Origin of the sequence: Bradyrhizobium tropiciagri, assembly GCF_001189845.1 — a bacterium.
GTDB lineage: Bacteria > Pseudomonadota > Alphaproteobacteria > Rhizobiales > Xanthobacteraceae > Bradyrhizobium > Bradyrhizobium tropiciagri.
In genome coordinates, this window is record NZ_LFLZ01000128.1 from 1 (window position 1) to 13,021 (window position 13,021).

Genomic DNA, 13,021 nt, shown 5'->3' on the forward strand with positions numbered 1-13,021 from the left:
GCGCTGCTCGAGACGGACGCCAAGAGGAGGCGATCGATGCCTGATGAAGCCGACGATATCGTCTCCGCGATCATTGCAAAGTGGTCGTCGGGTTTCAGCAAGCTCGATGCGGATGCGCTCTCCGCGCTCTACTCGAAGAGCGCGTTCTTCTTCGGCTCGAACCCGGCGCTGTATCGCGGCCGCGACGGCGTCAAAGCGTACGCTGAAGGCCTGCCGCGCTGGCACGCGCCGCGCGTTCAGTTCAGCGAAATCAGGACCGCGCGGGTGAACGCCGATCTCGTCAACATGGCGGGCATTGCGTCCTTCTTTCTTGACGGCGATGCGCCCGCGCTCGTCGTCAAGATCACCTGGGTGATCGCGCGCGAGGACGGCGACTGGAAGATCGTCTGCCACCACGTTTCGTCGCAGACACCGCTGATCTAGGCGCGCCCCGGCGCCCAACTGTCCCCGCAGGTCACAGCCTTCGGTTGCGTGTTTCGGTTCCGTTCCGCTAGTCGGGTGGCTGCGGCATCCGCTAGCCTGCCGCCCGGCAGGGATCGCAAGCGGAATGGCGGAGCAGGGCACGACGCCGGGCGGCAAACGCCGCTACGCGGGGACGTGGCCGCCGCGCGCCGCCGTTCCTGCCGGCGGCTATCTGCCGACGCCTGCCAGCATCTGGCGGCCCTTCGTCGAGACGTTGCGGCAGTGGGCGCGCGCCGAGGCGGGCGCCGGTCGGCTGTTGCCGTGGGTGCCGGTGGCGTTTGGCACCGGCATCGCATTCTATTTCGCGGCCGAGCACGAGCCGGTGCTGTCGGTCGCGGCCGCCGTCGCGATCGTGCTCTGCCTGCTGGCGCTGCTGCTGCGGCGGCGCAGCGTGTTTCCCGCCATCGTGATGCTGGCTGCGGTTGCCGCCGGCTTTGCGACCGCGACATGGAAGACGGCGCGGATCGCCCATGGCGTGCTGGCGCGGCCGATGTTCTCGGTGGCGCTGACCGGATTCGTCGAGACGCGCGACATCAGAGAGAAGACCGATCGCTTCGTGCTGCGCGTCGTCTCGATGGAGAGCCCGCGCGACAATACCAAGTTGGAGCGTGTCAGGCTCTCGGTGAAGAAGGGCACCGCGCCCGAAGTCGGCAGCTTCGTCGAATTGAAGGCGCGGCTGATGCCGCCGCTCGGGCCGCAGCGTCCGGGCTCCTATGATTTCGGCCGCGACCTGTATTTCCAGGGCATCGGCGCGTCCGGCTTCGTGATGGGGGCGGTCAAGACCAGGGAGCCGCCGGCGGCCGGTGGCCTCGCGCTGCGTTATGCCGCGTTCATGCAGTGGCTGCGCGACGCCATCGACGCACGCATCCGGACCACGCTCGACGGCGATCAGCGCGCGATCGCAACCGCGCTGCTCACCGGCCGGCGCGATGCGATCACGACGCCGGTCAACGATGCGATGTTCATCTCGGGGCTCGGCCATGTGCTGTCGATCTCCGGCTACCACTTGGCGGTCGTCGCAGGCGTCGTGTTCTTCACGATCCGCGCGCTGCTTGCGCTGTTTCCGGCGCTGACTGCGGGACATCCGATCAAGAAATGGGCCGCAGCAGCCGCGCTCGTCGCCGCGGCGTTCTATCTTTTGCTGTCGGGAGCCGAGGTCGCGACCCAGCGGTCGTTCTTCATGACGGCCGTGGTGCTGATCGCCGTGATCGTCGACCGCCGCGCGATCACCTTCCGCACGCTGGCGGTGGCGGCGCTGATCGTGCTCGCGATCGCGGCGGAGGCGCTGGTGCATCCGAGCTTCCAAATGTCCTTCGCCGCGACGCTTGGGCTGGTCGCGCTGGTGCAGATCGGGCTGCCGAACCTTCTGGCATCGCCCGACCATTCGGCGACCGCGCGGGTCGCGCTATGGGGCGGGCGCGAGCTGACGATGCTGACGCTGGCCTCGCTGGTCGCGGGGCTCGCGACGACGCCCTACGCCGCGTTCCACTTCCATCGCGTGACGCCCTATGGGCTGCTCGCGAACCTTGCGGCCATGCCGGTGGTGTCGGCCGTGGTGATGCCGGCGGGCCTACTCGGGCTCGTCGCCATGCCGTTCGGCTTCGACGGCGTGTTCTGGGCGATCATGGGGTTCGGCATCGACTGGATGATCCTGGTGACGCAATGGGTCGCGGCGCTTCCCGGTGCGGTCGGCCGGATGGCGGCGTTCGGCGTCGGGCCGATGATCCTGGCGAGCGCCGGCCTGATCCTGCTCGGATTGTTGCGTTCGCCGCTGCGCTGGTCGGGGGCCGCGTTGCTCGTCGTGGCCTCGGTCTGGGCGGTGCGGGTGCCGCAGCCGGACGTTCTGGTCTCGGCCGACGGCCGCAACGTCGCGGTGCGTGGCGGCGACGGCCGGCTGCATCTGATGCACAGCGCCAAGGATGCCTTTCTCGTGAAGGAATGGCTGGCGGCGGATGCCGATGCCCGGACGGCTACCGATGCGTCGCTCGGCGAGGGGGTCTCCTGCGATCCGGGCGGCTGCGTGACGCAAGGGCTTGGCGGCGCCTTCGTCGCGCTGGCGACCCGGCCGGAGGCGCTGGCCGACGATTGCGAGCGCGCGGCGCTGATCGTGACCGCGCGGCCGCCACCGCCGCGGGACTGCGCCGCCTCCGTGATCGACGCCGAGCGGCTGCGGCGGCACGGCGCGCTGACGCTGCGGCGGATCCGGGACGCTACGCCGTCGATGCGGTCAAGCCGGGCGGGATCGACCGGCCGTGGTCGCCGGCGGTTCCCGGCGATGGCGAGAGCGAGACGACGCTGCGCGCACCCGCCGCCGCGCCGCGGCCCGCCGTCGACGCGACGCCGTCCGAGGTCGATCTGCAAGGCGAAGATTAGTGAGGCGAGGATTAGTAAGGCGAGGATTAGCCGGGATCGAGCGAGGTGCCGGAGGGCAGCTCAAACAGCCCGAGATGGTATTCGTCGGAGTCGGGGCCGCCGCCGGGCTTCTTGACGAGGGTGAAGACCGCCTCGGGAAACCGTTCCCAGACCTTCAGGTCGTCGGCCGTGACCGTCAGCCAACCGAACCGGAACATGTAGCGGCCCGGTTCCGTGACGCGTCCAGCTTTTTGCCATGTGACCTTATCGACCACCGCGCACGTCCTCCGTGCACGATGATGCGCCAAGCCGTCCGCCGACGCAAATCTCCATATGCGCCCCGGAACCCGATGTCCGGGGTCGCTCGAAATCGCTTAGGTCATCCGCCGCCGAACGGGTCATTCCGCGGCGACGAGGCGTTCAACCCAAAAACAGCGACGCGAATGCGGAAGGCCGCCGCTCCACAACCTTCGGCTTCTGCTCGACCGGCGGATGCAGTGCCGGCAGTTGCAGCACGCTGACGCGCTGCCCCTCGACCAGCTGGGTCACCAGCACGTGGCTGCCGTCGGGGAATTCGACCGCGTCGTGATGGCGATCGGGCACGTCGGGCTCGACTTCGTTGAACACGCCGACGCGGAAGTTCATTGTCTTGGTCCAGATCCAGCGGCTGTCGTAGCGAACGTTCTCGGCGAAAGCGAGCTCGGTGCCGGGCAGCATGCAGACCGCGACATTGGGATCGTTCTCCGAAGCAAAGCCGCGGGTCGACGTGCCGCGGAAGGTCGTCGTGATAAGCGTCTCTCCGACAATGGCGGGGCGCGATGCCACGGCGTGCAGACTATAGTCACACATCGGTTGGCTCCTCATTTCGAGGTAGCGACCCGTGCCTCTCCTTGAGGCAAAGGGCCTCTACCAGAGTGGACGATAGCGAACGAGTGTCTGCTCGTTTCTGGGCTATTGTACGACTGGCCCGAGACCGCCTCAATCACAAACACGCGACGCTGCGTGAGAGGTATCGGAGCGCATCGGGCGGGCCGCATGCTGCGCTATCTTCCAAGGAACGATCCGACGTGTTGCTCGTTCCTCGCCGCCGCAAGTATTTGCGCTCAGTACTTGCGATAGAGGCCGATCAGCTTGCCCTGGATGCGGACCCGGTTCGGCGGCAGGATGCGTACTTCATAGGCGGTGTTGGCCGGCTCCAGCGCGATCGATGCGCCGCGGCGGCGGAAGCGCTTCAGGGTGGCTTCCTCCTCGTCGATCAGCGCCACCACGATGTCGCCGGTGTTGGCGACGTCGTTGCGCTGGATCAGCGCCATGTCGCCGTCGAGGATGCCGGCATCGACCATCGAGTCGCCGCGCACTTCCAGCGCATAATGCTCGCCGGCGCCGAGCATGTCGGGCGGCACGCTGATGGTGTGGCTGCGGGTCTGCAGTGCCTCGATCGGCGTACCGGCGGCGATCCGGCCCATCACCGGGACGGCGACCGGACGGTTGCTGTCGTCCTCGGCGACCGGGGGCGTGCTGGTGCGCTTGCCGAGGGTGCCTTCGATGACGCTTGGCGTGAAGCCGCGGCGGCCGTTGCCGCCGCCGGCTGCGAGTTCGGGCAGCTTGATGACTTCGATGGCACGGGCGCGGTTCGGCAGCCGGCGGATGAAGCCGCGCTCCTCCAGTGCAGTGATCAGGCGGTGGATACCGGATTTCGAGCGCAGGTCGAGCGCATCCTTCATCTCGTCGAAGGAGGGCGGCACGCCGGCCTCTTTCAGACGTTCATTGATGAAACGCAGAAGTTCGTACTGTTTGCGCGTGAGCATCTCGAGTATTCCCCCGGTTGATAGCGTCGTTCGATTCCGAGACTCTTCAGTGGGGCCTGCAGGCCGGGCCTGACCTCAGGAGCATTGTGCTTGCTGCAAGCGCTCCCTGGCGATCTCCCGTTTGTAGACACCAGTACTCGAAACAAATCATGAACGGACACTATATGTTCGATATGTGTTCCGCAACCACTTAATTTCAGGTGAACGTGCACGGCAACGCCGCACAATGAGCGGGCCGCGAAAGCCTCACTCAGGCAGCGTCAGGATCTCGCATTCGGTGCCTTTGACGGCCGCCGGCGCAAACGGCGGACGCACGAGAAGTGCCCGTGCCGCAGCGAGATTCCCGAGCAGCGAACTGTCCTGCTGCATGACAGGCGTTGCGATCAGCGTGCCGTCTTCGCGCTCTTCCAGACGCGCGCGCAGATAGTCCTCGCGCTGGTCGTTGGCGGCGAGGTCGCGGCCGAGTAGGGCGCTCGCGCGGCGATGATGAATCGTTTTTCGGCCGCTCAATGCGCGAATCAACGGCACCAGAAACAGGAAGGCGCAGACATAGGACGACACCGGATTGCCGGGCAGGCCGATCACGCGCATCGACCCTAGCCGGCCGTGCATCATCGGCTTGCCGGGCCGCATCGCGATCCGCCAGAACGCCATCTGGACGCCCTCGGCCTCTAGCGACTGCTTGACGAGATCGTGGTCGCCGACCGAGGCGCCGCCGGTGGTGATCAGGATGTCGGCACCGCTCTCGCGCGCCCGGCGGATGCCGGCCGTGGTCGCCTCCACGGTGTCGGCGGCAATCCCAAGGTCGACGGTCTCGGCGCCTTCGGCCCGCGCCAGAGCCCGCAGCGCGTAGCCGTTGGAATAGACGATCTGGCCGGGGCCGGGCTTGGATCCCGGCATCACCAGCTCATCGCCGGTTGCCAGCGCCGCGACCTTCGGACGGCGGCGCACCGCAAGCTCCGGATAGTTCATGGCCGCCGCCAGCGACAGGGCGCGATCCGACAACCGGCTGCCGGCGGCGAGCAGCACGTCGCCCTCGCGGAAGTCGACGCCCGCGGCGCGGATGTGCCGTCCGGCGGCTGCCGCCTCTGTTATCGCGATGTGGTCGCCGTCGACCCGGGTGTCCTCCTGGATGATGACGGCGTCGGCGCCATCAGGGATCACGCCGCCGGTAAAGATCCGCACCGCCTCGCCGGCACCGACCGTCCGCTCGAACGGCCGGCCGGCGGCGACTTCGCCGATCACCTTGAGCCGGGCCTTGAGATCGGCCGCGTCGGCTGCCCGCACCGCGTAACCGTCCATGGCCGACATCGGCTGCGGCGGCTGGGTGCGGAGCGCGGCGAGGTCACCCGCCAGCGTGCGGTGGTAGGCGGCATCGAGCGCGACAATCTCCTGCGGCAGCGGCTCGGCGCCGGCGAGAACGGCGGACAGGGCATCGGCAACCGGCATCAGCGCCACGCTCAGAGCTCCTCAATTCCAGGGTTCAAATCCCGGCGTTCAAATACCCAGTGCAGTCAGCGCCCTGGCCACGTCATCCGTCGATGTCACGTGGATGGCATGAAGGCCGCGCGCCCGCGCACCCTCGATATTGGCAGCCAGGTCGTCGAAGAACAGGATCCGCGACGCCGGCATGCCGATGGCTTTTACCACATGATCGTAGGCCTCGGCGTCGGGTTTGCGAAAGCCGATCGTCGAGGACAGGAAGATCGTGCGGAAATGGCCGAGCAGCTCGGCATGGACGACCGAGAAATGCGCGACATGGGCCGGGTTGGTGTTGGAAAACGCGTAGAGCGGCATCTGCTTCGCGGCGGCCGCGAGCAGGGGACCGATGCCCGGCATCTCGCCGGTGAAGATCGAATTCCAGCCCTCGAGGAATTGCGCGTCGCTGAGGCCGATGCCGAGCGACTGGCGCAGGTTCGCGAAGAACGCCGCGTCGTCGATCCGGCCGATCTCGTGATGCCTGAAGCTGTCGTCGACGACGAAGCGGCCGGCGAGTTCGGCCGGTGCGCAGCCGGCATGCCGCGCCCAGTGCGCCATCACCTTGTCGAAGTCGATGTCGAGCACGACGCGGCCGATATCGAACAGCAGCACGTCGACGGAATCGGGGGAGAGTTGCGGGGTCATTGCGTGAAACCGTGTACGAGAATTGCGAGCAGGCGGCAATGTCCTCGATTTGTGCGGCAGGCATGCGACGCGGATAAGCGCGCCGCGGCCATTTCGCGAACAAATTGCAATTTACGGCGTTGCAGCGTCGGTCGAGCTGAGGAGTGGACGACCGACAGGGCTCTCTCCCTTGTCGAATGCCGCTACGTGCTCGGGAGCAAGGCGCCTGCTGACGAGCCCGACGGTCCATCCCTGGGATAGCTTCCAGCACTCGATCAAGGGCCTGTTCGAGCGAAGTTGCGGCAAGCCAAATCTGAATCTCTCCATCGTCGTGCGTGACGCACCAGATGATTTTCGGTCGCTCGATTCACATGCGTGATTTCTGGAACCCGAATTCGCGCGGATCATTGCGGTACTGGGCAGGATTGATGTTCATTGCAAGCATATTGCAGACCCAGTAGGCCGTCGATTTTTGCAAACGGCGGTCGGCGACGACATAGGAAAATAGAATGGCCCCGGCTCGCCCCTCTCGCCGGGGCCATTGCCTGTTTTGAAACTCCGCGAAACTAGGACAAGGGTTCTGACTTGCATATTTAAATGCGGTCCCCCGGGACGAGATGCAGATTGCGATGACGTTGGTACCTCATCGAACAGACAGCGTGGAGATCGGCTTTCTCAGCTTTGCTGGAATGTCATTCGTTGCGCTCGTCCTCAGCGTGGGCTGGCTTCTGATCGGATGAGGCCGCAATTCAATGGACGAACGGAACTTGGCCTCAGTGCGGTGCCCACTCGCTGAGGCCTCTTCTTTCCAGCTTCCGCGCCGACCGGCTAGCGCAAGTAGGTCAATCCTCCCGCCACGATCGCCAAGACAAAGGCCGAAACGGCGGCTGCGATAATCCAGGGCATGTCGCGGCGTTCTCTCGGGGTCATGGTGGCTCCTTGTCGGTCGCGGGCTGCAGTGTGTTCTGGTTTGCCGCAAGCGGCCGGTCATGCTCATGGCTCTCGCTTGATGGTCCCTTCATGACAATTTTCGCGATAGCGGCGGCAGTTGTCCCGGCCTTCTATGCCGAGCTCTTCTTTGTACATGCAGCCATCACGCAGCCATTCGCAATTGAGATGCGGTGTTGATGGCGAGCAAGATTTGCGAAACTTGACGCAATTGTCCTCGCCTTCGCCAAGTTCGGCTTTCAGTTCGCACGCGCGCAGCAGGTCGCGGCAATCGCCGCCTTGCGGTGTCGTGGCGAACGCAGAATTGGCTAGGTGTCCTGAGTGCCATACGGCAAAGATCACGAGGGCGGCGGCACACAGGACGACAACGACTGGCCTGTCTGGCATCTCCCTCACCTTGATCATGGCTCCCGCAAAATGAGGGCGGGGGCATCGCCGCCGCCACCGCTTTTGTTTGATGCTCTCGCTTCGCTTTAGCAACGGTCGGCAACCACCCCGGTTCCTCACCAGGCGGCCGGGCGAACAATGGAGGCGGTTGCTTCGTTCTGATCAGAGAAGGACGTCGTCATATGGAGCGCGAGCCTTTGTACGCCTGCCTCAGGGATGCAGAAGCCAAAGCAGCCCTTGCCGGTGCTGCTCACGGTCGAGCTGATTTCTGCGCATGACCTCAAGGTCGGCTTGAACCTTGGTGGTGTCTTCGTTCAGCCGCTTCGATTCAATCAGGAGCGCCTCAAGCTCAGCGAGGCGCCGCTCGCCTTCGACCACGTCGAGTTCAATCTGCCTCAGCTCGTCCATGATCGCGTCTTTGTACATCGTGCTCCGTGGCTACATCGACGAGCCCTGCGTTCTGCGTTGGCAAAACACAAACGAGCTGCAAATCCTGCCGTTCCTGGCGGTGCTCAGGGTCGGAGAAATTCAGCAGGAGGCCCATCGCCCCCGGGGTGCCGTCTCGATGACGCGCTTCCGGACGGTAGCGCCGAACATATGCGCCTGTGACTCGATCCCTGGGTTGGCACCAAAGTCGGTCGGCCACCCGGCGGCGAGGGCCGCGAAATGGCGATCAACGCCTGCGCGTCGCCACATTTCGCATTACCCGCCGACGGCCTTCTCAAGGGCGACCAGCAAGCCGAAGACTGAGCCAGTCACAGCAAGAAAGACGGTGAAATAATAGATGCGGTACATGACTGGTCGATCTGCCCTCGTCTAATCGAGTGAATTGTATTTCGCGCACAAGCGCTCCTGGATGTGCGATGCACCGCATGATCGGCAGTAGATGGAGCTGCCTCGCCGCAGTCGACGACGATGGCGCGCCACGAGATTTTCGTCTCAGACCACATGAACCTGGCTGACGCTCACTTCCTTGACGTCGACGCAACCCGGCTCGCAGCGCAGCAGGTCAAGGATTTCGGAAGCCAGGCTCGCTCAGGGAATAGGTTGCTTTTCCATCTCTGGCCCGAGTCGAACGCGTACTCACCTGCACGCGGGAGTAACGGTTGTCTCCTCGCAGTAGACGTTCGTCGAGACCGGTTGTTCCTCGCAAAGCGAACTGGAACGTTCGGCCAATCAAGGTTTTTCCATTGATCATTGGATCTGTTGGAGACCGTCCAATGCAGGATGATTACGCAATCTTTCGCGATTCGGAGCTTTGGTTGGCCGCGGTGGTTGGCTGCTTGCCGACATTTCTGATCGCCATGATGATGATCGTATCGCTGACCCAGCCGCGATTCCCTGGCTGACAGTTAATCGGAGATTGTTCTCAGCCCTCCGGGACCGCCGCTCACATCCTGGACAGCGCCAGGCCGAGATAAGCGATGAGCGCGCCGGTGCTGAGAATGATGACGACGAGCGCCTGCTCTGAACGTGCCTGCAGGGTTTTCCGGGTCACGGCGAGGCGCTCCATCTTCGGTAAACAGTCTACCCAACTGACATGGTAACTATCCGTTCCGGCTCCTATCCTGAACTTTCATTAATGTCAGCTGAGGGCGCGTCGGCAGGCTCGTCCTGTTCCAGGTCGGAAATGAGCAACGCCGCCCGCATTGAAATTCGGCGGGCGACGTTGGTTCTAGCCCCAGGAGGGAAGGCAAAATCCTGACCTGGTGGATACGCACGAAGGGATAAAGGGTTTCACGCCTTCGGCGCCCGTACGACTCCGGTAATCCGAAGGAGCAGCGCAAAGTCTCGAGTGCGAGGTCTAGGATCGGGTGACTGAGTTGCTCTGGCCTCGGCGTGTACCCCCTCGCTGAGGCCTTTCTTTGGGCCGCCGAGCCACGAAACGGGGACGAAACGCAACGGTCAAACAAGAACCGTGTCACGGTTGGCTCGTCATGCGGATGGGCTGAGATGGAGATAGCTCGGGTCGAATTGGCCATATTCCTCCAGCCGTTCCCGATCGAGCAGATTGAAGGCCGCGCGGTCTATCTCAATCAGTCCCTCACTTCGAAGTTCTTGCAGAACCCTGTTGACGTGGACGGTCGACAGCGCCAGGCAGTCGCCGAGTTCGGCCTGCGTGATCGGAAGCCTGAAGGTTTCGCCTGAGGTCCGGCCGATCGCCTCCAGCCGGCGACGAATTTCCGACAAAAGATGGGCCATGCGCTGAACGCCGGTGCGGCGTCCGACATTGAGTATCCATTCCCTGAAAATGGACGCGTCGATCAACGTCTCGCGCCAAAGCGCAGCGGCGATGTTCGGGAACGCCGCGTTCATCCGCTTCAGGGTGTCATGCGGAATGAAGCCCAACGTGCAGGATGTGAGTGCGATGAGATCGTGGTCCATGACACCGAGGTGGAGGCTTTGCAGATCCGGAATCTCTCCCGGAACGTGCAGCGACAGGATTTGTCTCTGTCCATCGGGCGTTGATTTGGATCGGAACACGAAGCCGTCCGCGACCAGACAGCATTGGGTAGCTCTTTGTCCATCCCGTACAATGACCTCGCGTGCTCGAACCTCACGCCTTTGAATCGGGAGCGTCTTGAGTGCTTCGATATCTGCGTCATCAAACCTGTTCGACACACGGATTTTGCGCACCAATGCGTCCGACAGAGTTCCAGCCATTGTCCTGTTCCCTGTGATTTGAGCCACGACGATGAGGGAGGCCTGCTGCTTAGGGGACGGCGCGAGCGCAACCGGCACCCAGGGTTCATTGCCGGCGTTTTGGGCGATAACGGACGGAATGGGAACTGAGTTCCTGATCGGGGCGCGCTTTGTCATGTCTGGACAGACGGCCTGCCGGCGCCGTCGCTCGCTCACCCTTCGCCCAGATCGACCTGCGTCAGGATGCCCTGCCGCAGCGCGAGGCGGACCAGCTCGATATCCGTGCCGACGCCAAGCTTGTCCTTGATCATCGAATGCAGGTTCGCGACCGTCTTGGGGCTGAGATGCAGCGCCTCGGCGATCTCGTCGGCGGTCTTTTCCGCGAGCAGCATGCGCAGCACTTCGAACTCCCGCGCGGTCAGGAGGTCGGCGGCGGCGCGCTCGCCGGCGAGGTGGCTGAGGGCGAGCTCGTGGTCGATGTCCGGACTGATCGCGATCTTGCCCGACAGCGCATCCATCACGGCATGCACCAGCGTCTCCGGCGGGCTGGTCTTGGTGACATAGCCGCTCGCGCCGGCGCGGATCGCCTGCACGGCAAAGGCCGCGTTCTGGTGCATGGTGAACACCAGGATCTTTGCCCGCTTGTCCCACTGCCTGAGGCGCCGGATGGCCTCGATGCCGCCGATGCCGGGCATCGACAGGTCCATGATCACGAGATCGGGCCCGGTCTCCTTGTAGAGGCGATAGGCCTCGACGCCGTCGGAAGCTTCGGCGACGACACAAAGGCCCGGCTGCTTCTGCAGCATCGCCCGGTAGCCCTCCCGAACCACGGCGTGGTCGTCGATCAGCATGATGGTTCGCGCCGCATTGCTCATGCCGCGCATTCCACGGCCGCGGCCTCGGCGCCGGCAGCAACGGGAACGACGACGCGGAGCGATGCGCCATGGGGCTGCCCGGCCTCGAAGCTGAACTGTCCGCCGAGCGCGGCGACCCTCTCGCGCATGCCGAGCAGGCCCATGCCGGACTTGACCTGTAGATCGCCGTGGGGATCGCTGGGCCGGCCATCATCGTCGACCGCGAGCGCGATTTCGCTGTCGCCGCCGGAGGCCGCCTCGCGCATCTGCAGCCGCAGCACCACGCGCGTGGCGCCGGCATGCTTGGCCGCGTTGGTGAGCGCCTCCTGCACGATGCGGTAGAGATTGGCGCTGACGGAAGCGGGCAGGCGCGCGAACGATCCGGACAGGGCGATCTCGAACCGTGGCTGCCCGTGGCTGCGACCGTTCCAGCCGGCGATCAGGCCCTCCAGGCTGGCCGCGAGACCAAGCTCATCGACATCGGGCGGTCGCAACCTGAACAGGGCGCCGCGCAATGTCTCCATCATGTCGGTTGCGGTCCGCGCGATGCCGTCGCATTCGGCGAGCAGGGGCGGGCAATCCTGAACCGCGGTCAGGCGCGCCGAGGCGGCGAGCGCACGGATCGCCGCCAGCGACTGCCCGAACTCGTCATGCAGCTCGCGCGCGAGATTCCGACGTTCCTCGTCCTGCACCACAATCAGTTTCTGCGTCAGCGCGTTGCGATCGGAGAGCGCGGCGGCGAGGCGCTCGGCGAGCTGGTTGAATACATCGCCGATCGCCGACAGTTCGGCGAGATCGAACGGCGGCAGGCGCGCTGCGAGGTCGCCTGCGGCGATCCGCTCGAGCCCGTCGCGGATCAGCCGCGTCGGACGCAGCGCACGCGACAGCGCCGCATAGACCAGCGCGCAGAGCAGCGGCAGCGCGATCATGAGCACCGCCATCTGCCGGCCGGCATCGTGCCAGGCCTCGGCCGTCAGCACGGCCGGATCGACCCAGACCACGGCCTCGCCGATCGCATGGCCGCGCGCAACCACCGGGCGCACGGCCTCGCGGCCGGGATCGAACAGGCGGCGATACAGCGCAGCGAACGCCAGCGGCGGCGCGGCCGTATCGGTCTGCGCGCCGCCGCAGAAGCGCTGGCTGATCTCGCCGCCATTGCTGCGAAAGGCAAGGCACAGGCCCGGCGTCATGACCGAGGCGGCAACGCCCTCGAGATCGGGGAACTCGGCGCGCGGATTGTTCAGCCACTGGATCTTGTTCTGCTGCAGCTCCAGCGTCCGGGCGGCGACATCGGCAATGGCGGCGATCCTGGCGCGCACCGAGCGGTCGGAGTCGAACAGGAAGTAGCCGGAGATCACGGCGAAGCAGAGCGTTGCAACGGCGGCCACACGCAAGGTCAGCCGCAGCTTCAGATCGCTTCCGGACCAATTCCGCATTGGCGTATCCTCGACGTCGCAGGCGGCC

12 protein-coding genes and 1 pseudogene are annotated in these 13,021 nt (G+C 65.0%); 3 read left to right on the forward strand and 10 right to left on the reverse strand.

Going from position 1 to position 13,021, the window contains the following annotated elements:
* Positions 1-36 precede the first annotated feature (36 nt).
* Positions 37-423 (forward strand): YybH family protein, encoded by a 387-nt coding sequence (locus AKN84_RS43130; protein ID WP_050426415.1) that lies wholly within the window; start codon positions 37-39, stop codon positions 421-423.
* A 124-nt stretch (positions 424-547) separates the two neighbouring features.
* A pseudogene (locus AKN84_RS43135) lies at positions 548-2,835 on the forward strand (ComEC/Rec2 family competence protein).
* Between the two features lie 26 nt (positions 2,836-2,861).
* Here AKN84_RS43135 and AKN84_RS43140 read toward each other — a convergent pair.
* The 7 genes from AKN84_RS43140 to AKN84_RS43165 all read right to left on the reverse strand — a co-directional run bounded on the left by AKN84_RS43140 (position 2,862) and on the right by AKN84_RS43165 (position 8,486).
* Entirely contained in the window at positions 2,862-3,089 is a 228-nt protein-coding gene (locus tag AKN84_RS43140) for a hypothetical protein (RefSeq protein WP_050426408.1), read from the reverse strand.
* 145 nt (positions 3,090-3,234) lie between these two features.
* Entirely contained in the window at positions 3,235-3,663 is a 429-nt protein-coding gene (locus AKN84_RS43145; protein WP_050402442.1) for a hypothetical protein, read from the reverse strand.
* 254 nt (positions 3,664-3,917) lie between these two features.
* The gene (gene lexA / locus AKN84_RS43150) at positions 3,918-4,622 is read right to left on the reverse strand and encodes a transcriptional repressor LexA (protein WP_050426409.1); all 705 of its coding nucleotides are present in this window, start codon (positions 4,620-4,622) and stop codon (positions 3,918-3,920) included.
* Positions 4,623-4,868: 246 nt separating this feature from the next.
* A complete protein-coding gene (locus AKN84_RS43155; protein ID WP_050426410.1) occupies positions 4,869-6,080 on the reverse strand; it encodes a molybdopterin molybdotransferase MoeA in 1,212 nt (403 codons plus the stop codon).
* 39 nt (positions 6,081-6,119) lie between these two features.
* Positions 6,120-6,746: an HAD family hydrolase gene (locus AKN84_RS43160; protein ID WP_050426411.1), complete on the reverse strand. Its 627-nt coding sequence runs from the start codon at positions 6,744-6,746 to the stop codon at positions 6,120-6,122.
* A gap of 972 nt (positions 6,747-7,718) precedes the next feature.
* Entirely contained in the window at positions 7,719-8,078 is a 360-nt protein-coding gene (locus AKN84_RS46965) for a hypothetical protein (RefSeq protein ID WP_128971688.1), read from the reverse strand.
* A gap of 192 nt (positions 8,079-8,270) precedes the next feature.
* On the reverse strand, positions 8,271-8,486 hold the full coding sequence (locus AKN84_RS43165; RefSeq protein WP_050426412.1) for a hypothetical protein: 216 nt from the start codon (positions 8,484-8,486) through the stop codon (positions 8,271-8,273).
* Positions 8,487-9,280: 794 nt separating this feature from the next.
* On the opposite strand from AKN84_RS43165, the gene AKN84_RS50210 reads away from it, so the two are divergent.
* Positions 9,281-9,409 (forward strand): hypothetical protein, encoded by a 129-nt coding sequence (locus AKN84_RS50210; protein ID WP_283805591.1) that lies wholly within the window; start codon positions 9,281-9,283, stop codon positions 9,407-9,409.
* A gap of 586 nt (positions 9,410-9,995) precedes the next feature.
* Here AKN84_RS50210 and AKN84_RS43175 read toward each other — a convergent pair.
* The 3 genes from AKN84_RS43175 to AKN84_RS43185 form a co-directional block, all read right to left on the reverse strand.
* The gene (locus AKN84_RS43175; RefSeq protein ID WP_050426416.1) at positions 9,996-10,724 is read right to left on the reverse strand and encodes a Crp/Fnr family transcriptional regulator; all 729 of its coding nucleotides are present in this window, start codon (positions 10,722-10,724) and stop codon (positions 9,996-9,998) included.
* Between the two features lie 191 nt (positions 10,725-10,915).
* Positions 10,916-11,578 carry a response regulator transcription factor gene (locus AKN84_RS43180; RefSeq protein ID WP_050426417.1) on the reverse strand — a complete coding sequence of 221 codons (663 nt, stop codon included), beginning with the start codon at positions 11,576-11,578 and terminating at the stop codon, positions 10,916-10,918.
* Positions 11,575-12,993: a sensor histidine kinase gene (locus tag AKN84_RS43185; protein WP_050426414.1), complete on the reverse strand. Its 1,419-nt coding sequence runs from the start codon at positions 12,991-12,993 to the stop codon at positions 11,575-11,577. The genes AKN84_RS43180 and AKN84_RS43185 overlap by 4 nt, the downstream gene beginning before the upstream one ends.
* Positions 12,994-13,021 lie beyond the last annotated feature (28 nt).

Coding starts and splice junctions, on each gene's coding strand:
- AKN84_RS43130 (WP_050426415.1), top strand. CDS start 37: ATGCCTGATGAAGCCGACGATATCGTCTCCGCGATCATTGCAAAGTGG.
- AKN84_RS43145 (WP_050402442.1), bottom strand. CDS start 3,663: ATGTGTGACTATAGTCTGCACGCCGTGGCATCGCGCCCCGCCATTGTC.
- lexA (WP_050426409.1), bottom strand. CDS start 4,622: ATGCTCACGCGCAAACAGTACGAACTTCTGCGTTTCATCAATGAACGT.
- AKN84_RS43160 (WP_050426411.1), bottom strand. CDS start 6,746: ATGACCCCGCAACTCTCCCCCGATTCCGTCGACGTGCTGCTGTTCGAT.
- AKN84_RS46965 (WP_128971688.1), bottom strand. CDS start 8,078: ATGATCAAGGTGAGGGAGATGCCAGACAGGCCAGTCGTTGTCGTCCTG.
- AKN84_RS43165 (WP_050426412.1), bottom strand. CDS start 8,486: ATGTACAAAGACGCGATCATGGACGAGCTGAGGCAGATTGAACTCGAC.
- AKN84_RS50210 (WP_283805591.1), top strand. CDS start 9,281: ATGCAGGATGATTACGCAATCTTTCGCGATTCGGAGCTTTGGTTGGCC.
- AKN84_RS43175 (WP_050426416.1), bottom strand. CDS start 10,724: ATGGCTGGAACTCTGTCGGACGCATTGGTGCGCAAAATCCGTGTGTCG.
- AKN84_RS43180 (WP_050426417.1), bottom strand. CDS start 11,578: ATGAGCAATGCGGCGCGAACCATCATGCTGATCGACGACCACGCCGTG.
- AKN84_RS43185 (WP_050426414.1), bottom strand. CDS start 12,993: ATGCGGAATTGGTCCGGAAGCGATCTGAAGCTGCGGCTGACCTTGCGT.